Raw genomic sequence first — 19,254 nt, 5'->3', positions numbered from 1 at the left:
TGCCGTGGTCGCCGGTATTGCTGTCGTTCCCGCGTAAGTTCAGGCTCACTTATGCAGCCTCTCGAAGCCAAGCACCCACTATGCTGACAACGATATTCGATACTGACGGCAACTCGCTCAACGCTAAGGTGGAGGTCGAGGACTACGCCATCATAGTTCACAGTCGCGGTGGCGCATTCGGCAAACCCAATCTTCGAAACCCTGACTACAGACAGGCACTCCGGACAATCCTTGAGCGCCTCATGGCTGGGGGTGCGACCCTCTCCGGGGTTTGGCTCGACAGCGCTGTTGCTCAGAACTGGCCGGAACCCGATCGGCAACTGTTGGATCGGGCAGAACTCGCCCTCCCGGTTGATGAACTTGTCACGCTGATCGGCCAGCGCGGAGCGGCAAAAGGTCGCCCGAGTGGCACGAAGGGGCACGGCAACAGCACCAAGCGTGTCCGAATTGGCATATCGGGCGCCTTATCATCAGAGTTGTTGGGGCTGCTCAATCAAGGTGTACGTACTCGCCAGCCACGCCTCCAGGCGGAGACGTTGAGGCGCGTCGAGCCGTGGATGATCGACGAGGCAATCGAGGCCTTTAAGTCCGGGGTGCAGCACGGCTTTCAAGGATCAACCGACTACGACGTGCTGCTGCCGACGGGTGAGCGTCTTCCACCGAAGGCGATTTTCGGCATAGCGCTTTCGGGTGTGATCGGCCGCCCCGCTATGCCGAGCGATTTTTCGGGGGGCATCGGCACGCCATGCTTCGAAAGCATCGAGGACGCGGGGTACCCGATTATCCCCAAGGACGAGGAAACGCCATCGCCCCGCTCCGAGTTCGATGATGAGCGCTCTTGGGCCGAGGGGTCGACTGTTCGCGTCACGCACTTGCGCCGTGAGCGCGCACCAGGCCTCGCGCGAACGAAAAAGCGGCGCTTCATCGAGCAACACGGACATCTCTTCTGCGAGCGTTGCGGCTTAATTCCCTCGAAGTGCCTTGGACCCTTTGGTGACGCCTGTATTGAAGTTCACCACGACACGGTTGCTGTTGCCAAAATGGAAGGCAAAACGCGCACCCGTCTCGCAGACTTGAGGTGCCTCTGTGCGAACTGCCACCGCATCGTCCATCGCGAGACTTTGTAAGTGTCCGTTCCACGATGAAACGCGTCGCTGGATACACGTTCATTGATCACGCTCGCGGCTGCTCAATGGTTGATCGCGCATAACGTCGTCACGGTCGATCCGGTGTGATCGCATTGACCGCACAACCGTAGATCAGTAGTTTACTGGAGGGGTTCGGACGGGGGTCTTCATGTCAATCGAAAACCGATCGGTCGCAGAAAGTGCGAGCGAAAAGACGGCAATCGCGGCGATAGTTGCCATCGTCATGGTTGTTCCGGGGATGATCCCCGCTGCGATTGTTACCGTGATCTATGGGTTCTTCTTCAGCTTCTATACGGCTGGCGGGTCGTGGATACCCTATGTTGATGAGATTGGCCGCCTGTGGTTCCCCGAGATGCTCCGTGGGGCGGTAGTCGGCGCGGTGGCCATATGGGTGAGCAGGTACTTCTTTCCACGAAGCAACGTTGAAGCGGTGCGCTTAGCTGCGCTCGCGTTTTGGGGCGCGATAATGCTGCTGGCCGTGATAGTCAGCGTATCGGTTCGCGGCATGACGCTTGATGTTATATCAGTAGTGGCTCTGATGACCGGTTTCGGGGTTGGCTTGTGGGTCACCGATCATTGATCTCCATCGCGACGAAAGCAAATAATCCTCTCTCGGCCAAAGTTCTCACACCGCCCTTATGCGCAACTATAGTCTGGGTTCTGTGATGGGGATACTTGCAAGGCTATTCAGGCAGGAAGACTACGAGAACGCTGACCACTGGCGGCATGGCTGGGAGAACACTAAGGTCTTCCAAGAAGTGGTATTCACGACCATAGAGTGCGTGGTCATCCTCGCGGCTCTGGACATCGCTCTAAGGAAACAGTTCAGTTGGACGCTCGCGGTCGTGGACGGCTTGGCGTTCCTCGCGTTGATGTCCTACCTGCTTTTGTACTTCAAGTTCCTCATTAATGCCGCCAATGAGAAGTTCGAGATCATTCGTAATCCCAGCGCGTTCGCATGGATTGCCGGTACTGCGTCCGTGCTTGCCTCGTGGGCTATCACCTTCTTGTTGCCCCGAATGGTCTCGACGTTCGTGGAGATCAACTTCATGCAGTGATCGCTTGAAACCATTGCTTGCCAAGGATGATTTCTGTGGAGCGATGGCCCTAACTCTCCAGTTGACGTCGAACTTACAGTAGTATTTTCGAACCTTTGCAAGGGAGGGGAGCATGGGGATCATCTGGGTAATATTGATGTATGCGCTGGGCATCGCGCAGCTCGTGGCATTTCAGGCAGGCTTACAAGAGTGGCTCGGCCTACACTGGATCGTGTCGATCGTCATCGGCATCGTCGCGCTGATGCTTGGTCCGATTGGCAGCCTTGCCGTGGCTGTCGTGGGGTTCTTCGGAGCTATGGAGGCGTGGAACTGGGAGTGGTGGCAGGCGGGCTTACTCTGCTTCCCGTCTCTCGTGATCGGCCTCGTGCTGCTGGTGGTGAACGGGGCAGCGGGCCTCGGCGGTCTGCTCTTCAGCAGAGGACGTTAGACCGATGAGTGATCGTCCTGCTTTGTATCTGTTGATACCGGCAGCCCTGCTCGTCGTCGCTATCCTGCCGCTTCCATACGGATACTACACGTTCCTGCGGCTCGTGGTGACAATAGCAGCAGCCGCTGCCGCGTATGTCGACTATCAAAGCTCCCGTTCGTTCAGCTGGCGTGTGATCGTCATGGGCCTCGTGGCCTTGCTCTTCAATCCAGTTGTCACCGTTGCACTGAGCCGGTCGACATGGTTGCCGATTGACCTTCTTACCGCTGGTCTGTTTGCGTACATGGCACTGAGGAAGGATAGGGCAACAGAAACGTAGCAGCAGGTCCTCCGCGTGTCTGAGGTGGCGAAAACGCACTATCGCCTCGCTAATCTACGTCAGTTGGTTTTCGAATGCGTCGTAGTGGTGCTTCCATTATGACGCACTCGTCCGTTTCATTTCCGCCGACGCGCTCGATCAACGCAAGAGCATGCTCCTCGTCCAGCGGTTCCACGTCGACTGGCATCGGCTTGCCGGTCCAGCCACAATCCCCGCATACGGGGCGCTCCCAGACGACATCCAGATCTCGGACATCTCGCCCCTCCTCAGGTGCCAACGAGCGAGAGCCGCACTTGGGACAGGCCTCAGGAACGTCCCTGTGGAAGCGGATGACCAACGACGTCCCAAGTCCAAGGACATGTTCGACAGTCGAGATACACGCCTCCGCATCGTGCCAAGTCGCCGCTCGAGCGTGAGTTAACCAGTTCGCAAATGTCCATGCCTCGATCAGGAGCGTTTTGAATAGGTGCCGCCGCTCTTTCTGCTCTCGACCCGGTAGAGCTTCAGCCAAGATCACTTCGACCCAAGCCCGGAAGTCGGCGCGCATCGGCCGGTCATTGCATTCCCACCGCACCCAATCTTGGGCCGCTCCGATGAACGTCAGTAAAGTCTCGCGGCTACGCATACCTACCGCTTGGAAGTCGGCCACCGTGTCTGCACGCGAAAGGGCAGCGGTGCAATCCGCGATTTGCTTAAAGGTCTCCCCAAAGGGCATAATTCTTCGAGCGTTTAGTTGGCGTGGCTCGGATACAGGCATGCGTAGGCACAGCCCCATATGGAAGGTCACCGCCAAATCCATGTTCGGGAACTGGTCCTGCGAATAAAGATTGGTGGGGTTGGTTATGACCCACCATCGATCTTTGTCTGTGTGAATATCCCACACATCATGTCGATGGCTTAAAACAGTTTCGGAATAAACCTTCTGCAGGAAGGTGATCTTCAGATCGGGAGCTTGTGACGCGAAGTAGTCGCAAACGTCTAATCGTTCTTGGTCGGTTGCCGGAAGCATGAGAAGTAGTCTCGTTCGTGTCCGTGAACAGGGCGCCTACTTCTTACCAGCCCCGCTCGCTAAAGTCGCCATCTGAAATCCACGCAACCAGCATGCACGTCACCGCTTCAAGGGAATTTCGAAAACTCATTATCGCCCCCTCGCGATCACAACCCCCAAGCTGCCAACGCCTTCTCTGCGGCTGCTGGGTCTTCCTTAATCCTGTAGACCGTTTGGCGGGTCAGGCCTGAGGCCTGGGCGATCTCTGACACGCTGTCGCTCTTCCTAAGGAGATCAGCCACAGTCGTGTACTGCTCGCGGGTATAACTCGGCTTGCGACCCTTATAGCTGTCGTTGCCCTTGTCTCTCGCGTTGGCTATGCCAGCCTTCTGGGCGTCTTTCGTGGCCTCTGCTTGGGCCTGTGCGGTGCCAGCCATGAAGGCAATCATCGCGTCTCTGACAGCCATCTGTATGGGGTCAGCCGTGGCCCCGTCGAAGGTCATGGAGTTGATTACGGTCCTGATCACCACGCCCCGACGCATGAACTCCCTGATAGTGTCGGTCACGTCTGCATAGTTCCTGCCCAGTCGGTCGACCCAACGAACCACGAGAGTGTCACCGGCTCGCAGCATATCGAAGAGGCGCTTGCCCTCTGGACGGTCCTTCATAAGGACAGACATACCCGATACGCCATGATCAGCAATGACATGATCGAAGGTGAAGCCAGCCTTCTCCGCTTGAGACTGCTGGTGATCGAGGGTCTGCTCAGAGGTAGATACGCGGGCGTAAAGAAAGGTTGCCATGATGGTTCACTCCACATGTCCGTTGGGGTTTTGTCCGAATGGATATGTGTACGAAAGAACTAAGTCAACCCTATCGGACATATCTTCCGCCGCCGCCGAAGCGTCCGCTGAGGTATACCCTTGCGAACACTGTTTGGCCGTGCCGCAGAAAACAGGAAAAGGACTGTGGGACGCAGGCCAGGTCCCTTGACCGGCCGTATGAAACTTCCGATGGCTATATCCGGTTAGATGCGCATGGGGGTTGAATGTTTAGGAAATTAGCACTTGCGTTTGTGGTTGCTGCGGGTTCTTCCGATGCAATCGCCAGTGAGACGGGTACGTTTACCGATCTGTTCGAGAGCGTATGTATCGGGAGCCAACTTAAGCCCGACCTTGTTAGCACGATCCTCACGCAGGCCGCGTCATTCTATGGCATGCAACTCAAGGAACTTCCTCAGGAGCATGTCGTGACGTTGGCTGCCGGCGCTCAACGCGGTTGGGGAATTGCAAAAGATGCCTCCGAAGCGTTTGTCGTAGTAGTTGGGCAGAGGACTATGGATAACGGGAAGCTTAGCAACAACTGCGCCATCACGAAGCAAGGCGTCGGTGGGGCCGATGAAGTGAAATCCTTCGTTGAGCGAAAGTTTAAATCAAAGAAAATTCTTGAGCAGGCACAGGGTTCCTCGGATGTCGCGGTCTACGGAGTGGAGCTGTTGGGGTTTGATAAGAAGGCAGCCATAGGTATTCAATCAACACAAGGCAGCGACCCCAACTTAAGCATGCTAATGCTTTCCTTGTTTGAGGCGGAATAGGGAGAGGTGCCGAAGTATCCACTTCTGTCGACACGCACAAAATAGGCACCACCGGGGGGAAATTGCATGTTCCCTATATCTGATTTGGGCTCTCAGATTTTTAACTCGGATATTCCGACCGTAGAAGCGCGTTCGAGGCTGGATGGTACAAGGAGACCACCCGAACCTCTCACGCTCTTCCACGGTCGATACGGCACAACGGAAAACCGCGCTTAGTAGCCTAACTCTCTTCGAGGAAGGCTCTGCATGGCCCAGTTGAAGAACCACTGCACGGGCAGTAGGCGCTGGAAGGGGAGGGTGTCGGTGACGGCCCTCGCATCGTGGCGAGAGTAGTCGTCGCCAAATGCAGCAGTCACAATTCCCGATGTCGCCTTAGGCAGCTTGTCGAGCAAGAGGTCAGCGGTCGGGTTACCGAACAGCGTGCCGGTCAGGCCGCTCGAACGATAGTCGAGGACGCTCTCGCCAACCGTGAAGCTGGCACTCGTGTCGATCAGCATCGGCAGCAGGGAGCTTTCCGAGGATCGCATGACGCCGGCAATGCCGAGGTTCGACCATGACAGCCGCTCCTTCATCTTGCGCGACCGATCAGGGTCACCCAGGAGCTGCAGGTGGGTCTGGCCCCAGTAGACGAGCGAGCCGGTGATCGACGCCAGCATGAGCTGGACGCCTGCTGTGATGTCGCGCTGATTGAGGCCCTGCATGAGGCCGCGTGTCCAGGCACCAACGGCGAACGAACGGAACTGGAGGAAGACCTTGCCGAGCGGCGAGTTCATCCACTTGGCGAACTGCCCGACGTCGTTCTCAAGGATCATGTTGCGGGAGGCTCGGTTGAGCGCTTCCGTGTAGGCCTTGCGAGCGTCGGTCGGCCATTCGCCCACGTTCAGCTTCGTCAGTCGCTTGCCCTTGTATTCCGCGTGGTCGGTGAAGGCTTTCTTGACCAGGGCGATCTTGTCGTCGTCCAGGCCGAGGAGGCGCATTCGGTTCGGGGTGAGGCCCTTGCCGCCCTTGGCCAGCTCGCTGAACTTCTGGGCGAAAGCTCGAGCCGACCATTTCTGGAGCGTGGCGTTGATCGGGGCCATGAGCGAACCCATCGCCACCGCTCGGTTGGCGTGATGAAGCCGAGGCTCGATCCAGTCCATAGCCTTGCCGATGGGCGTCGAGCTGCCGCTGGCGAGCGCCTGGGGAATACCGAAGGCGTCGGAGGGGATGTATGATGCACCCACCTCGAAGTCGCGACCGACAGCCACAAGGTCGTCGATCTCGTCCATCAGCTCGTCCACGCTCTGCCCGCTGCGTGCCATGTTGATCAGGCGACGGAACTCAGGCAGCGCGGTATAGGACGTCTTGACGCCCATCTGGGAAACAACACGGGCCGCTTCCGGTATCTGCGAGAAGCCGACCTGACCCATGAGGCGGGTGAAGTTGAAGTCTCGCGTCAGCCGCATGAAGCGCGGCAGGTTGCCAGTCTCGTCGAACCGAGGGATGCCCATGATGGCGTCGAAGGCGAAACGAAGGTTCTTCTCGTCGCCGGTCGTGTCCAGCGTCTTGTTGCCCCGCTTGCCCTCCTCCGAGGCCACGCCTTTGATCTTATCGATCAGCGTGTCCATGTCGCCCGAGGAGCGGATGCCGTCCACCAGAAGCTCGTCGGGATTGACGGGGTTTGGTATCTTGACGCCCGCGAGAGCGACCTGACCGGACATGTTCCGGTTATAGAGGTGCATCAGCAGGTTGGCGTTGTTGACGTAGAAGTCGCTGATCTTCACCTCGCGCACGGTCGTGCCGTGAGCATCGGAGAGCGTCATCGAGAAGTTCTCGTTCATGAGGACGCGGTGCTTCAGCCTGGAGCTGCCACCGGCCTCCTTGTCAGCCTGGGACTTGGTGCCCTTCAGGTTGGTCAGCACTTCATCGACCTCGGCCTCCGACATCATGTTGCCGCCGTCGAAGCGGGCATCGAGCAGGAGCTTGCGGAAGTCGTCGAGATCTTCGCCGGCCAGTGCGCGGGACGCACCCAGCTCCTGGCCGTGACCGAGCTTATACATTCGGTCGGTGATCGCGTGGCCCATCTTCTCGGCCAGCTCGGGCCGGATGTTAGGCTGAGCGTCCTTGATCGCTTCCGTGAAGAACTTGCTGACGCCTACCTGTTCACCGTCGAGGTTCTTGCCGTAGCCGAAGGTGTTGATCAGATCGACCGCAGCTTCCCGGTTGGTGATGCGAGGCACGTAGTTCTCAGCGCCCATCTCGGTGCGGGTGATGCCGGCGTCGTGGGCCTGCTTCCACCAATCACGCATCATGGTGTTGAAGTGAGCGCCGGCAGCCTTGACCTCGGCAGGGAACGCATCACGCACTGCCTGGGTGTCAGCTCGCTGCCAAGCCGTGATCATCTCGGAGAACTCGTTCTGAGCGTCCACGGACTTCCACGTGCTGATCTTGTTGGCCTTGCGGTAGGCCGACCAGTGCTGGTTGAAGGACTTCGCCCAGGAATAGTTGGCCGAGCGCTGGAGACGACGCTGCGTCTCGGAGGCCGCGATGACGCTGACCTTGTCCTTCATGGCGTTGCCGGCTGCGTCCTCGACGAGGTATTTGCCGATGCCGCGAACGGCAGGGTTGGAGGACTTGCCGAGCTGTGCGGCCAGATCGAAGCGGGCCTTGCCGAAGAACGTCTTGTATTCCTTGTCGATCTCCTTCCAGGCGCGGTGCTGGTCAGCGGCGTCCGTGCGGTACATCGGCTCAACGAAGTTGGACTGAGCGGCACCGACCGAGCGCCCTGCGTTGGCTGCCCTGGCCTCCTGGGTCATGGCGTGACCGATATTCTCGATCATGTCATTCTCCTGGGCCAGCGCCCGCGTCGGGTTGCGGAAGCCTGAGAAGACCCCGCCCATGACGATGCCGGTCCCGATGGAATACATCAGGTCCGTCTTGGTCTTCGTCGGGTCAACCGCATGAAGCGCACTGTCCACGGCAAGGTTGCCAGCGGCACCTTCGATGGCACCGAGCGCCACCGTGCCGATGCGCCCGAAGCGGGCAGCAACAGCAGCAGGAGCGCCCAGGCCACCAGTCGCCGCAGAGATCGCAGCGGTCGCCGCCCAGGCGCCAGGGTCGGTCATGGCAGCAGCGATCTGCAAGCCAACGCCGGTCGCGCCCATCTTGTTCAGCTTATCGTTGACCTCAAGCTGGCGCATGATGCGGCCACGAATGGCATCAGCATGCTCAGCCGAGACAGCGTCTTCGAACTCCGAGAGGAACTGGGTTGGGACGCCCTCACCCACGCGCTTCACCTCGGCCTCATCAATGAAGTAGGTGGTGTCGGGGGTGAAGTTGCCGAGCGCCCGCATCGGGGCCAGGATCGACCACTCGTTCTGGAGCGCCAGCTTGGCACCCTCGAAGAAGCCGGGAGCATCCTCCTCGGCCTCCTTCTCAGCCTTCTCCTTCATGACCCGTTCGGTCACGCTATCGACGCTGCGGTTGGTGTCGGTCTCCCCGAGGGTGATCTGGGTCTTGGTCGGGTCTACGCCATCGGTCGCTCGAAAGGAGCTGTTCGGGTCAACCGAGCCGGTCGCCGAACCTCCCGAATAAAGCGATGGACCGCTGGCACCGCCGAGCTTGTTCGACCAGAGCTGAGCGAAGTCGCCGGCTGTGATCGTCATAGCTTCCCCTGCCCGTTCCTTCGGAAGGTTCAGGCTGATGGCCTTGCTGCCGACGATGGTGTGGGCCGCTGCGGTCGGGTTCTTGAGGAACGACAACGCACCGCCTGCGCCCTGCTGGTGGGCCATGTAGATTTCGCCGGGGGTCGGCTCACGGCCAAGCCCGCGACGGAGGATGCGCCTGTTGTCACGCATCAGGCGAACGCCGGCATCCGCAGAGGCCTCGGCATCGAACGGCGAGCGCCCGTTACCGTACTGGTCCCAGGTGCCGCTCAGGAACTGGAAGAGGCCCGAGGCGGTCGAGTTGCGGTTCTTGGCGCTGGGGTTCAGCCCGCTTTCGAGACGGGCCATGCGGATGGCGGTATCAGGGTCTTCGCCGTAGCGGTTGGCGGCATTGGTGATGATAGCCTTGATGTCGGTCATTGCGAGGCGCTCCGTGAGGTGAAAAGCTCGCCTCTGACGTCTTCCGCCATCGTCTTGAACCGGACGATGCGGGGACCGTGGGCGTTGCTCTCGGCTACTGTGAAACGGGCCGCACGCTCGATGTCGTGGAAGACCGATCGGGGGTAGGGGCGCTCGTTGTCCCAAATCTCCATTCGTCCCCGGTGACCCAGGGCGACCAGATGACGACAAGCGTCAGGGGCGGGATTGCGGGTTCTGGCGATGATGGTCTCACCATTGAAGGAGACCGAATAGCCTTGCCCCTTGTGGGTGATCTTCACCGGCTCGATGAAGACCCTCAAGGGCGATATGTCTGGTTGATGCATGGGTTCTCTCTGGCCCGTCAGGCGGGCTATGTATCGCGTTGCTGTCGTTTGAGATGACCTCCTCGCTGTGGTGTCGTGCCGACGAAAAAAACCCCACGTCCGGTGAGACGCAGGGGCTAAATGACAACAACGCAACGAAGAGAGTTTGCCGGTCAGAGTGACCAGCATCCGCACCTCCCATGATCGAGGCTGGCGTGTGCCAGACTGAAGGGTGTCGATGAAGCGACTGTGCGGGTGGAGATGGAGACGATGACTGACGAGGGTGATCCCTCATCGGTCGATAGGTGATCGTTAAGGAGACCTGAGGGTGTCGTCAGGGAGACCTATTGTTGAGATAGGATTTCATCATCATCAACGACATAAAGAAATCTGAGAGAAGCCTAATTTCATTAGTTCAGCCTCTCCTCCCCCTTTATCCGTATCGGTGGGGGTAATCTCGTTCTTGGTCTTCCCCGTATGGTGGGGGTAATCTCGCTCTCGTACTTCTCTTTAAGTAAGGGGTAATCTGAGGTTGGTACTTGGAAGGACGATACAGCTACTGCATGTATCGATTTGTTGGTGCGGGTTTCGAGCGAGGACGAGCGCTCCTCTCGAAATGACCGATGGTGCCGACCACCCCCGCAACGCCTCTCCATGATCATACGGCGGAACGGGAAACGACATCAGAAAGGCGAAGCCCCCCGAAGATCGCTCAACGGGGGCGCAAGTTGTTTCAGCGGGCCTCGTGGACGTCCGGTTTATGGATTGGAGTTTGGCAACTCGCCCATCGGGTAGTTCTTGAGTTTTGGCCAGCTCATCGTCAACAGCATGTCCTCGGTGTAGGCAAACGCCCCGTCGAAGCCGGCTATGATCCTTTCCACCAGCGGTCTTTCGTGAACAGTCAGGACCAGGCTTTCAACCAGTCTTATTTGCGCGACGGTAAGGCTGCTTGTCAGCCGTTCATTGTAAGGGACTGAAGCAAGCAACCCCTCGAACATGTCGGACGATGCAAGTAGCTTCCGAAGCTGTCCATTTTCGCCGCGCACCGGCATGCGAGCTGTAGCAATCAACGCGGATGGTAGCGACCACACCGCTGCCGCTGCTCGTATCACCTTCATCAATCGGTCCCCGACATCTGGCGACGGTGCGTTGGCGATTACGCTTAGGAACCCCTGGACGACGATGAAGTTTTCCAGCGGTCCCCCTCTGATGGCCTGCATGTCTTGAACTGATTGAAAGACCAGCTCGATCTCCGGGGGGCCAATGGTACTGTTACGGTCATCGGCCAAGAACGTCTTTAGATCGGTCTCGAAGAACCATAGAGCGCGCTTTCGATGGAAGAAGCGGATGGTCTTATCTTGCAACTGGACAGCCATGATTTCAGAGGCTTTAGACATTCGGATGTGCCGCCTTTCAACGGACTTCCGACCACTTCGACCAGCACCAAGGCGTGATACGGTTGGACGCCAACTCTCCGACGAGCGGCACGCGGAGGAAGACGCCGGCAAAATCGAGTTCAAGCTCGAAACGATGGCGGCCCTGACCAATCTTCATATTCATCTCGTTACTCCTCGTTGTTGATGGGAGGAGTTAGACGTGGTGTTGGCTGTCTCGTCAATGGATAAAAATCAATAAAATCAATATCTTATATCCACAAGTGGATAGTTCTTGCGCAAAGTAACTCCTGATCAAGACGTTAGAGGGTTGTCCTTGTGTTGGTTATGAGCGGCAGCTTCGCGAAGAGATCGCGTGTCATGTCTTGCACCTCCGGCGGACCAGCGTCTGGTTTCGCGACCAATCAGTTCGCCAAAGGCATCGCGAACGTTATGTCTGTTGGTTCTCCTTCGGCGTGCTTCCAGTGGAACCAAAGCTGGCCGTCTCGGTAGTCCACCACGACCTTCGAGAACACTTGTCGCATCGTCGCGCTGATCTTCGCGGCATCGCACTCCTCCGCCTGCGCTGCTGCGACCAACTCCTTGACTGTGTTCTGAACTCGGTTGGTAAGACTATCCGCTATCAGCCCTTCCACCTCCTCAAGCGTCTTCGCGATCTCGTCGCGCTCATGCTCCATCTTCGTCAGGCGCCTCAGCAGCGCCTTAGAGTGCCCCGCCTGCGCGATGGCTTCTACAAGCCTTTCGATCTCCTCGTAGACGGCCCCTTGATGGGTAAGCAGGGTGTCCCACTTGGTCTGCAGTCCTTCATGTGGCGACGGTAGCCGGCCTAAAAGCTCCTCGACGTGGTGGATTATCCCATGTTCGACGTTCTCCATCCTTACCTGTTTGTATTCGCACCCAGCACCTACTTTCGCCCTTGAGCAGACGAGATAGGGCTTGCCTCCCTTGGGGCCAGAGCCTTTGTTGATGCGGGTCATTGAGGCATCGCATAAGGGGCATCGAGCGAGGCCCGCGAGCATGTTAGCGACAGGGGCGCGTGCTGATGTCGGTCGTGCGCTGATCATTGAGGCAACACGGTCGAACGCCTCACGCTCTACGACCGCAGGGAAGTAACCTTCGATTGTCTCGGTTGGAACACGAACCTTTTTGCCGTTGATCCTTTCGGCCCGATGTGGCGTGAAGTTTCCTATGACCGCATGGTCCGCGAGCATCTTGTTGATGTACGAACGCTGCCACATCTTCCCGCGACCAAAGACAGGGATACCCTCTCGGTTCAGCCCCTGAGCGATGCTGTGTTGCCCGACACCGTCCAGCGTCTGGCTGAAGATACGGCGGACTATCGCGGCACGTTCGGGGATGACGTCGAAGCTGTTGCTGTCACGGTTCAGCTTAAGCCAACCGGGGCACAAAGCGGTTAGTGGTTTGGAGCCATTCTGGGCCTTGTCCCGCTTGGTCGTCCACGCTTCCCGCAAGCGCCTCGCTTTAACCTCACTCTCTTCATTCGCTCTCATGAACATCATGACAGCGACCATCAAGTCGATGGGGTTCCGGCGAAGGCTCTCGTAGGTGTACTCCCGACTGTCGTTGAGGGTCACGATTGTGACGCCTTCGCGGGCAATATCCTTAAGTGTGTCGAGGGCATCCATAGCGTTCTCTCGGGACACTCGGTCAAGGTTCTCGACCAACAAGTAAGAACCTTGCTTGATGTCGCCAGAACGGACGAACTGTAAAAACTCCCCAAGCATGCCCTCGGTACGGTTCTTGCCCTGCCAAGCGGAGACGCCCAGGTCGTGGAAGTCGAAGGTTGTGTCGATCGTCAGCCCGTGCAAGGCAGCGTATTTCTCTGCTGCCTCAAGCTGGCGACGAAAGCTGTCACCCTTCATCTGTTCGGGTGTCGAGAAGCGGATATAGCTGTAAGCTTTCGGCTTGGTCGTGATCAGGTCGTTCATGGTCAGGTGCATATATCAGAGGCCTTTGTTTCGGGTAAGGTCTTTCGTTAATAACATGTTGATGGTCGGCCCGCCCGGATCGGGCAAGTCGATGCTTGCCGCCCGCCTGCCGTCGATCCTGCCGCCGCTCAATCCGGCCGAATTGCTCGAAGTGTCTATGATCCACTCGATCGCCGGGCAGCTGCCGGGCGGCAAGCTTTCGGACCGGCGGCCGTTTCGCACGCCGCACCATTCCGCCACCATGGCCGCGATGGTTGGTGGCGGCCTTCGCGCCAAGCCCGGCGAGGCGTCGCTCGCCCATAACGGCGTGCTGTTTCTCGACGAGTTTCCGGAATTCACGCCGCAGGTACTCGATGCGCTGCGCCAGCCGCTCGAAACGGCCGAATGCATCATCGCCCGCGCCAATCACCGGGTGAGCTATCCCGCCGCGATCCAGCTTGTCGCCGCCATGAACCCCTGCCGCTGCGGCATGGCCGGCGAGCCGGGCCGTAGCTGCGCCCGCGGCCTGCGCTGCATGTCCGACTACCAGGCGCGCATCTCCGGCCCGCTGATGGACCGCATCGATATCCGCATCGACGTGCCGGCCGTCAGTGCCGCCGACCTCTTGAAGCCGGCAGCGGCCGAAAGCAGCGAGGTCGTCGCCCGTCGCGTCGCCCGCGCCCGCGCCATGCAGATCGACCGTTTTGCCGCCCTCGGCCATGCGGAGCTGACCAGCAATGCTCGCGCATCGACCTCGCTGATCGAGAAGATTGCGGCACCCGATGCGGCCGGGCTGCAGCTTCTCAGGGACGCTGCCGAAAAGATGAAGTTCTCCGCCCGTGGCTACCACCGTGTGCTGAAGGTCGCCCGCACGCTCGCCGATCTCGATGGCGCAGTAACCGTCGGCCGCATTCATCTCGCCGAGGCGATTTCCTATCGCATTGCCGGCGAGCGGCTGCAGGCGGCTGCCTGACGAGGGCAGACAAGACTGTGCATGCCCAGCTCTCGCCGTCTCGGGCACGCATGATGCTGGAAGCGGATCGTCCAAGCTTTCTTGAAGCAGCTTGGCCGGCGAGGAGTGAACTGGATGACGGATACTCCAAAGGGCAGAAGAACCGATCGCGCCGAATGTCTGATCCAGGCGCTTCCGTCAAAGATCTACGCCGCGCTGGTCGATCCCGCTGCGGTGGCGGTCTGGCTGCCGCCCGAAGGCATGAAGGGGCAGGTGCATGCCTTTGAGCCGCACGTCGGCGGCGCGTTCCACATGGAGTTGATCTACGAGGCGCCGGACGACAGGACGCAGGGCAAGAGTTCGGAGGATGCCGACATCGTTTCCGGTCGCTTCGTCGCGTTGGAGCCGGATCGGTGCGTGGTGCAGGAGACCGAGTTTCAATCCGACGATCCGGCTTTTGCCGGGACGATGCGGATCACCTGGGCGCTGGAGCCGGCGGCAGATGGCACCCGCGTCAGCGTCACCTGCGAAAACGTGCCGGAGGGCATTTCGAAGGAAGATCACGACGCCGGCCTGCGCTCGACGCTTGCCAATCTTGCAGGCTTCACGGAGCAGGCTGGCTGAAGCGGAACCACGCATCAACGACAAACAAAAAGGGCGCCCGTGGCGCCCTTTCTAATTGTAGGTGATGCCAGCCCGATCAGCCGCCCAGGCCCTCGAACAGCACCGTCGAGAGGTAGCGTTCGGCAAAGGACGGGATGATGACGACGATGGTCTTGCCGGTGTTTTCCTCGCGCTGGCCGATCTCGATTGCGGCGGTGAGTGCGGCGCCCGCGGAAATGCCGACCGGCACGCCTTCGAGCTTGGCGACCAGGCGTGCCAATTCGATCGCCTCGGCGCTGCTGACAGTGACGATCTCGTCATAAACCGTGGTGTCGAGGATCGCCGGGGCAAAACCTGCGCCGATGCCCTGGATCTTGTGCGGGCCGGGGGCGCCACCGGAAAGAACCGGCGATTCTTCCGGCTCGACGGCGATCACCCTGATTGAGGGCTTGCGCGCCTTCAGCACCTGGCCGGCGCCGGTAATCGTGCCGCCGGTGCCGATGCCGGAGACGAAAATGTCGACCGCGCCGTCCGTGTCGTTCCAGATTTCCTCGGCCGTCGTCTTGCGGTGGATTTCCGGATTTGCCGGGTTTTCGAACTGCTGCGGAATGATGGCGTCCGGCAGCGTCTCGACCAGTTCCTGCGCCTTGGCGATCGCGCCCTTCATGCCCTTGGCGCCTTCGGTCAGCACCAGCTCGGCGCCGAGCAGCGCCAGCATCTTGCGCCGCTCGACCGACATGGTCTCCGGCATCGTCAGGATCAGCTTGTAGCCCTTGGCGGCCGCGACGAAGGCGAGCGCGATGCCGGTGTTGCCGGAGGTCGGTTCCACCAGCGTCGTGCGGCCGGGCGTAATCTTGCCCTGCGCTTCCAGGCTCTCGATCATCGCTACGCCGATACGGTCCTTGACCGAGGCGATCGGGTTGAAGAACTCGAGCTTGGCCAGCAGGTTCGCCTTGACGCCCTTTTCCTTGGCAAGCTTGTCCAGCCGCACGATGGGTGTGTCGCCGATCGTTTCCGTGATCGAGGAGTAGACGCGGCCGCGGCCGGGCTTGCGTGTGTCGGACATGAGTTTCTCCCTTGGGCGTGAAGTGTCGTGCTATGAGAATAGGAACAAAGAACGCGCAATTCCAGAACGACAAACACCGCGCGGCGATCCGCCGAAGGAAAAACCACCGGCGAAGTCGTTGTTCGGGAAAAGTTTTTTCAGTTGGCGCGAACGGCGATATAGGCCGCCGTTCCGGCAAGCACGCTGGCGGCAACCCGGTTCAGCGCTTTCAGGGCCTTCGGTTGCTTGAGCAACAGTCGCGCACGCGAGGCGAGCAGCATATAGGGCACGAGCACGCTTAGGAGCACCAGGAAGGTGGCGGTCAGCAGCAGGCCGTAATCGCCGGGGCCGATCGCCCTGATGTCGATCAGCGTCGGCACGAGCGCCACGTAAAACAGCATCGTCTTCGGATTGCCGAGCGTGATCAGCAGGCCGGACAGGAAGGACATGGCCGCACTCGTCGACGGCTTTGCCTTGATGTCCTCGGGCAGCAGCCCCGCGCTCCAGAGCTTCCAGGCGATGTAAGCGAGATAGAGAACCCCGGCAAACTTCACCACCAGGAAGGCTGTGGTGAAGGTCTGGGCGATCAGCGCGAGCCCGAGGATGACGGCCGTCAGATAGATCATGTCGCCAAGCGCGATGCCGAGGCCCATGAAGAAGGTTTCGCGGAAACCGGAGCCGAGCGCGCGCGCAACCAGCGCCGTCACGCCGGGGCCGGGGATGGCAGCGGCGATGAAGAGCGCGCCGCTATAGGCGATGAGGGCCGCGAGCGTCATGGAACGTCCTTGCGAAGATGATGCCGATTTCTACCGCAAGCGGCCGAAAAAGGAAATCACCGAACTGCGATCGGCGGGCGTCCGCTGACGAAATTGATCGGGTGACAAGTCTGCCGTTGTCCGCTGCAGCGAAATGCGTAGAGCTTGCTGAAAACGAGCGAAAGGCGCCTCTCCATGCCCGAGTTGAAGGATATGATCGGCTTTGCCCTCCTGGCCCTTGGCATGGTGCTGACGCCGGGGCCGAACATGATCTATCTGATCTCGCGCTCGATCAGCCAGGGGCCTGGCGCCGGATTGATCTCGCTCGGCGGCGTGGCACTCGGCTTCGTCGTCTACATGGTCTCGGCGGCACTCGGGATCACCGCGCTGCTCCTGGCCGTGCCCTTCGCCTATGATGCGCTTCGCATCGCCGGTGCGGCCTATCTTCTCTATCTCGCCTGGCAGGCCGTCAGGCCCGGTGGCCGCTCACCCTTTCAGGTCAAGAACCTGCCGAAGGATGGGCCGAAGAAGCTGTTCGTCATGGGTTTCCTGACGAGCCTGCTCAATCCCAAGGTGGCGGTGCTCTATCTCTCGCTGCTGCCGCAATTCATCCGGCCGGAACTCGGCAACGTGCTCGGGCAATCGCTGGTCTTCGGCTCGATTCAGATCGCGACCAGCGTGACGGTCAACGCCATGATCGCGCTGGCCGCCAGCGGTATCGCCGCCTTCCTTGCCGGGCGGCCGTTGTTCATGGTGGTGCAGCGCTGGGCGATGGGTACGGCGCTGTTCGGCTTCGCGCTGAGCATGGCCTCGGAAGCGCGGCGCTAACGCGCGCTTGCCGATGCCTTCGTCAATCCCGGAGCGGGCTTACTCGAAAACCGGCCGCATGAAGCTGCGCTCGTAGCTGAGGATGCAGCGCGTCTTCTCGGCATAGGCGAAGGCGTCCTGGCATTCCGGATCCACGGCCATTTCCTTGCGGTAGACCTCGTAGGCGGCCAGGCTCGGAAAGCTGAAGAGCGCCAGTGCAATGTTGTTCGCCCCCTCGTGCGGCAGGAAGTAGCCGTGGTGCGTGCCGCCCAGCCGATTGACGAGCGGGATCCAGAGCTTGGCATAGTGCTCGAACTCGGCCGCCTTGTAAGGGTCGATAACGTATTTCAGGTAGCAGGTGATCATGCGGTTCTCCCTTCGCGTTCCCGCTTGATAGAAGAGGGAAAGCGAAGTTTCCAGCCAAGAGTCATGCCGGCGGCGGCAACGAGGATCGCGACCGAGCCGGCGATCTGGATCGGCTGCAGCTGGTGCCCGAAAGCGAAGCGGTCGACGACGATCGCAGCGATCGGATAGATGAAGGAAAGCGCGCCGGTCACATGTGTCGGCAGCCGCTGGATCGCGCCGTAGAGCAGCACATACATCAGCCCGGTGTGGATGATGCCGAGGGTCAGGACGATCGACCATTGCGTTGCGCCTGACGGGGCGGGTGCGGCAAGCGCCATCGGTGCCAGCATCACGGTGCCGGTGATCACCTGGATCAGCGCGATCAGATGCGGCGGCGTGCCCTTGAGCAGCTTGGTCGCAATCGCCGCGATCGCGTAGAAGAAGGCAGCGCCGATCGAAAGCGCAACGCCGATCAGGTAGTCTTCGGGCGCGAAGCCTTGGCTGGGCTTGGCCGAAATGATCGCGAGCATGCCGGCAAACGACACCAGGAGCCAGAAGATCTTGGTGACAGTGATCTTCTCGCCGAGGAATACGGCGCCGAGCCCCAAGAGCATGAAGGGCTGGGTGTTGTAGACCATCGTCGCGATCGAGATCGATGCGTGCGAATAGGCGGCGAACAGTAGCAGCCAGTTGACGACGATGGCGATACCGCCGACGACCGACAGCAGCAGCATCCGACGACTGAAGTGACGACGGTCGAGAAGCCCGAGCGCCCAGGCGATGGCAACGAGTGTCACGGCCCCGAAGACGCAGCGCCAGAACACCACGCTCGTCACCGGCTGCCCCGACATCAGCACGAACCAGCCGATGGTACCGGAGATCAGCATTGCTGCCGTCATCTCGATACTGCCGCGTTTGAGTTCGGTATTCATGGTCACTGCGCTCCTATTGGTGATCGCAGAATAGCCGGTACTCATGGCCTTTCCCATGGATGAACGAAGGCGATTATGCTATATTGCCTAATTATCGAAGTTCTGATTGTTGTTGTGACTTATGGTGTCGTGATGCTGGACGAGATAGACCGACGAATCCTCGACATACTGGCAGCCAATGCCCGGGTGTCGCTGAAGGAACTGGCGCAGGAGGCGGGGCTCTCCTCTCCGAGTGCTGCGGATCGGCTGCGCAAGCTCGAAGAGCGCGGCGTCCTCGACGGTTTCACCATCGCCCTCAACCCCGCCAAGGTCGGCTACCCGCTGCAGGCGGTCATCCGCGTGCGGCCGATGCCGGGCATGTTGCACATCGTCGAGCGTCTGATCCAGGAAACGCCGGAATTCGTCGAGTGCGACAAGGTCACCGGCGACGACTGTTTCATCGCCAAGCTCTACGTGCGTGACATGGCGCAGCTCGACACGATCCTCGACCGGATCGCCGAGAAGGCGCAGACCAACACCTCGATCGTCAAGTCGACGCCGGTTAAGCGCCGCCTGCCGCCGCTCCTTTAATG

20 protein-coding genes and 1 pseudogene are annotated in these 19,254 nt (G+C 59.8%); 10 read left to right on the top strand and 11 right to left on the bottom strand.

What is annotated here, in order from left to right:
* The first annotated feature begins 80 nt into the window (after positions 1–80).
* From OKW20_RS05905 to OKW20_RS05885, 5 genes are all read left to right on the top strand, one after another.
* A complete protein-coding gene (locus tag OKW20_RS05905) occupies positions 81–1,127 on the top strand; it encodes an HNH endonuclease (RefSeq protein ID WP_429170829.1) in 1,047 nt (348 codons plus the stop codon).
* A gap of 169 nt (positions 1,128–1,296) precedes the next feature.
* Positions 1,297–1,728, top strand: a complete 432-nt coding sequence (locus tag OKW20_RS05900) for a hypothetical protein (protein WP_429170827.1) — start codon at positions 1,297–1,299, stop codon at positions 1,726–1,728.
* Positions 1,729–1,813: 85 nt separating this feature from the next.
* On the top strand, positions 1,814–2,206 hold the full coding sequence (locus tag OKW20_RS05895; RefSeq protein WP_429170825.1) for a hypothetical protein: 393 nt from the start codon (positions 1,814–1,816) through the stop codon (positions 2,204–2,206).
* 112 nt (positions 2,207–2,318) lie between these two features.
* Entirely contained in the window at positions 2,319–2,633 is a 315-nt protein-coding gene (locus OKW20_RS05890) for a hypothetical protein (RefSeq protein WP_429170823.1), read from the top strand.
* Positions 2,634–2,637: 4 nt separating this feature from the next.
* Positions 2,638–2,952 carry a DUF6804 family protein gene (locus tag OKW20_RS05885; protein ID WP_429170821.1) on the top strand — a complete coding sequence of 105 codons (315 nt, stop codon included), beginning with the start codon at positions 2,638–2,640 and terminating at the stop codon, positions 2,950–2,952.
* A gap of 49 nt (positions 2,953–3,001) precedes the next feature.
* On the opposite strand, the gene OKW20_RS05880 is transcribed toward OKW20_RS05885, so the two are convergent.
* Both OKW20_RS05880 and OKW20_RS05875 read right to left on the bottom strand, forming a co-directional pair.
* Positions 3,002–3,961 carry a hypothetical protein gene (locus tag OKW20_RS05880; protein ID WP_429170819.1) on the bottom strand — a complete coding sequence of 320 codons (960 nt, stop codon included), beginning with the start codon at positions 3,959–3,961 and terminating at the stop codon, positions 3,002–3,004.
* A 146-nt stretch (positions 3,962–4,107) separates the two neighbouring features.
* Complete coding sequence (locus OKW20_RS05875) at positions 4,108–4,743, bottom strand: recombinase family protein (RefSeq protein ID WP_429170817.1); 636 nt, start codon at positions 4,741–4,743, stop codon at positions 4,108–4,110.
* Between the two features lie 245 nt (positions 4,744–4,988).
* Between OKW20_RS05875 and OKW20_RS05870 the strand changes: the two genes are divergently transcribed.
* On the top strand, positions 4,989–5,534 hold the full coding sequence (locus OKW20_RS05870) for a hypothetical protein (RefSeq protein ID WP_429170815.1): 546 nt from the start codon (positions 4,989–4,991) through the stop codon (positions 5,532–5,534).
* Between the two features lie 212 nt (positions 5,535–5,746).
* Here OKW20_RS05870 and OKW20_RS05865 read toward each other — a convergent pair whose 3' ends face one another.
* The 5 genes from OKW20_RS05865 to OKW20_RS05845 all read right to left on the bottom strand — a co-directional run bounded on the left by OKW20_RS05865 (position 5,747) and on the right by OKW20_RS05845 (position 13,264).
* Complete coding sequence (locus OKW20_RS05865; protein ID WP_429170813.1) at positions 5,747–9,598, bottom strand: transglycosylase SLT domain-containing protein; 3,852 nt, start codon at positions 9,596–9,598, stop codon at positions 5,747–5,749.
* Positions 9,595–9,942 (bottom strand): hypothetical protein, encoded by a 348-nt coding sequence (locus OKW20_RS05860; RefSeq protein ID WP_429170811.1) that lies wholly within the window; start codon positions 9,940–9,942, stop codon positions 9,595–9,597. The genes OKW20_RS05865 and OKW20_RS05860 overlap by 4 nt, the downstream gene beginning before the upstream one ends.
* A gap of 737 nt (positions 9,943–10,679) precedes the next feature.
* Positions 10,680–11,318 carry a hypothetical protein gene (locus OKW20_RS05855; RefSeq protein WP_429170809.1) on the bottom strand — a complete coding sequence of 213 codons (639 nt, stop codon included), beginning with the start codon at positions 11,316–11,318 and terminating at the stop codon, positions 10,680–10,682.
* Positions 11,319–11,334: 16 nt separating this feature from the next.
* Entirely contained in the window at positions 11,335–11,481 is a 147-nt protein-coding gene (locus OKW20_RS05850) for a hypothetical protein (RefSeq protein WP_429170807.1), read from the bottom strand.
* A 238-nt stretch (positions 11,482–11,719) separates the two neighbouring features.
* Positions 11,720–13,264, bottom strand: coding sequence for a recombinase family protein (locus OKW20_RS05845; RefSeq protein WP_429170805.1), 1,545 nt, complete (start codon positions 13,262–13,264; stop codon positions 11,720–11,722).
* Positions 13,265–13,313: 49 nt separating this feature from the next.
* Here OKW20_RS05845 and OKW20_RS05840 point away from each other — a divergent pair.
* Together OKW20_RS05840 and OKW20_RS05835 are read left to right on the top strand one after the other, a co-directional pair.
* Positions 13,314–14,216 (top strand): annotated as a pseudogene (locus tag OKW20_RS05840) (YifB family Mg chelatase-like AAA ATPase); the annotation flags it as partial.
* Between the two features lie 114 nt (positions 14,217–14,330).
* Positions 14,331–14,819, top strand: coding sequence for an SRPBCC domain-containing protein (locus OKW20_RS05835; protein ID WP_429170803.1), 489 nt, complete (start codon positions 14,331–14,333; stop codon positions 14,817–14,819).
* A 76-nt stretch (positions 14,820–14,895) separates the two neighbouring features.
* On the opposite strand, the gene cysK is transcribed toward OKW20_RS05835, so the two are convergent.
* Positions 14,896–15,864, bottom strand: coding sequence for a cysteine synthase A (gene cysK, locus OKW20_RS05830; RefSeq protein WP_429170801.1), 969 nt, complete (start codon positions 15,862–15,864; stop codon positions 14,896–14,898).
* A gap of 137 nt (positions 15,865–16,001) precedes the next feature.
* Positions 16,002–16,619: a LysE family translocator gene (locus OKW20_RS05825; RefSeq protein WP_043615483.1), complete on the bottom strand. Its 618-nt coding sequence runs from the start codon at positions 16,617–16,619 to the stop codon at positions 16,002–16,004.
* A 174-nt stretch (positions 16,620–16,793) separates the two neighbouring features.
* Here OKW20_RS05825 and OKW20_RS05820 point away from each other — a divergent pair, with 174 nt between their 5' ends.
* Positions 16,794–17,426, top strand: a complete 633-nt coding sequence (locus OKW20_RS05820; RefSeq protein ID WP_043615486.1) for a LysE family translocator — start codon at positions 16,794–16,796, stop codon at positions 17,424–17,426.
* A gap of 39 nt (positions 17,427–17,465) precedes the next feature.
* Here OKW20_RS05820 and OKW20_RS05815 read toward each other — a convergent pair whose 3' ends face one another.
* Both OKW20_RS05815 and OKW20_RS05810 read right to left on the bottom strand, forming a co-directional pair.
* A complete protein-coding gene (locus OKW20_RS05815; protein ID WP_429170799.1) occupies positions 17,466–17,771 on the bottom strand; it encodes an NIPSNAP family protein in 306 nt (101 codons plus the stop codon).
* A complete protein-coding gene (locus tag OKW20_RS05810) occupies positions 17,768–18,682 on the bottom strand; it encodes a DMT family transporter (protein WP_429170797.1) in 915 nt (304 codons plus the stop codon). The genes OKW20_RS05815 and OKW20_RS05810 overlap by 4 nt, the downstream gene beginning before the upstream one ends.
* A 132-nt stretch (positions 18,683–18,814) precedes the next feature.
* Here OKW20_RS05810 and OKW20_RS05805 point away from each other — a divergent pair, with 132 nt between their 5' ends.
* Positions 18,815–19,252 carry an Lrp/AsnC family transcriptional regulator gene (locus tag OKW20_RS05805; RefSeq protein WP_043615495.1) on the top strand — a complete coding sequence of 146 codons (438 nt, stop codon included), beginning with the start codon at positions 18,815–18,817 and terminating at the stop codon, positions 19,250–19,252.
* Positions 19,253–19,254 lie beyond the last annotated feature (2 nt).

It is taken from the genome of Ensifer sp. LBL (assembly GCF_050435225.1).
Classification (GTDB): Bacteria; Pseudomonadota; Alphaproteobacteria; order Rhizobiales; family Rhizobiaceae; genus Ensifer.
Note: the sequence above shows the minus strand (reverse complement) of the source record. Positions and strands in the feature narration are given on the sequence as shown.

Coding starts and splice junctions, on each gene's coding strand:
- OKW20_RS05905 (WP_429170829.1), top strand. CDS start 81: ATGCTGACAACGATATTCGATACTGACGGCAACTCGCTCAACGCTAAG.
- OKW20_RS05900 (WP_429170827.1), top strand. CDS start 1,297: ATGTCAATCGAAAACCGATCGGTCGCAGAAAGTGCGAGCGAAAAGACG.
- OKW20_RS05895 (WP_429170825.1), top strand. CDS start 1,814: ATGGGGATACTTGCAAGGCTATTCAGGCAGGAAGACTACGAGAACGCT.
- OKW20_RS05890 (WP_429170823.1), top strand. CDS start 2,319: ATGGGGATCATCTGGGTAATATTGATGTATGCGCTGGGCATCGCGCAG.
- OKW20_RS05885 (WP_429170821.1), top strand. CDS start 2,638: ATGAGTGATCGTCCTGCTTTGTATCTGTTGATACCGGCAGCCCTGCTC.
- OKW20_RS05880 (WP_429170819.1), bottom strand. CDS start 3,961: ATGCTTCCGGCAACCGACCAAGAACGATTAGACGTTTGCGACTACTTC.
- OKW20_RS05875 (WP_429170817.1), bottom strand. CDS start 4,743: ATGGCAACCTTTCTTTACGCCCGCGTATCTACCTCTGAGCAGACCCTC.
- OKW20_RS05870 (WP_429170815.1), top strand. CDS start 4,989: ATGTTTAGGAAATTAGCACTTGCGTTTGTGGTTGCTGCGGGTTCTTCC.
- OKW20_RS05865 (WP_429170813.1), bottom strand. CDS start 9,598: ATGACCGACATCAAGGCTATCATCACCAATGCCGCCAACCGCTACGGC.
- OKW20_RS05860 (WP_429170811.1), bottom strand. CDS start 9,942: ATGCATCAACCAGACATATCGCCCTTGAGGGTCTTCATCGAGCCGGTG.
- OKW20_RS05855 (WP_429170809.1), bottom strand. CDS start 11,318: ATGTCTAAAGCCTCTGAAATCATGGCTGTCCAGTTGCAAGATAAGACC.
- OKW20_RS05850 (WP_429170807.1), bottom strand. CDS start 11,481: ATGAATATGAAGATTGGTCAGGGCCGCCATCGTTTCGAGCTTGAACTC.
- OKW20_RS05845 (WP_429170805.1), bottom strand. CDS start 13,264: ATGAACGACCTGATCACGACCAAGCCGAAAGCTTACAGCTATATCCGC.
- OKW20_RS05835 (WP_429170803.1), top strand. CDS start 14,331: ATGACGGATACTCCAAAGGGCAGAAGAACCGATCGCGCCGAATGTCTG.
- cysK (WP_429170801.1), bottom strand. CDS start 15,864: ATGTCCGACACACGCAAGCCCGGCCGCGGCCGCGTCTACTCCTCGATC.
- OKW20_RS05825 (WP_043615483.1), bottom strand. CDS start 16,619: ATGACGCTCGCGGCCCTCATCGCCTATAGCGGCGCGCTCTTCATCGCC.
- OKW20_RS05820 (WP_043615486.1), top strand. CDS start 16,794: ATGCCCGAGTTGAAGGATATGATCGGCTTTGCCCTCCTGGCCCTTGGC.
- OKW20_RS05815 (WP_429170799.1), bottom strand. CDS start 17,771: ATGATCACCTGCTACCTGAAATACGTTATCGACCCTTACAAGGCGGCC.
- OKW20_RS05810 (WP_429170797.1), bottom strand. CDS start 18,682: ATGAATACCGAACTCAAACGCGGCAGTATCGAGATGACGGCAGCAATG.
- OKW20_RS05805 (WP_043615495.1), top strand. CDS start 18,815: ATGCTGGACGAGATAGACCGACGAATCCTCGACATACTGGCAGCCAAT.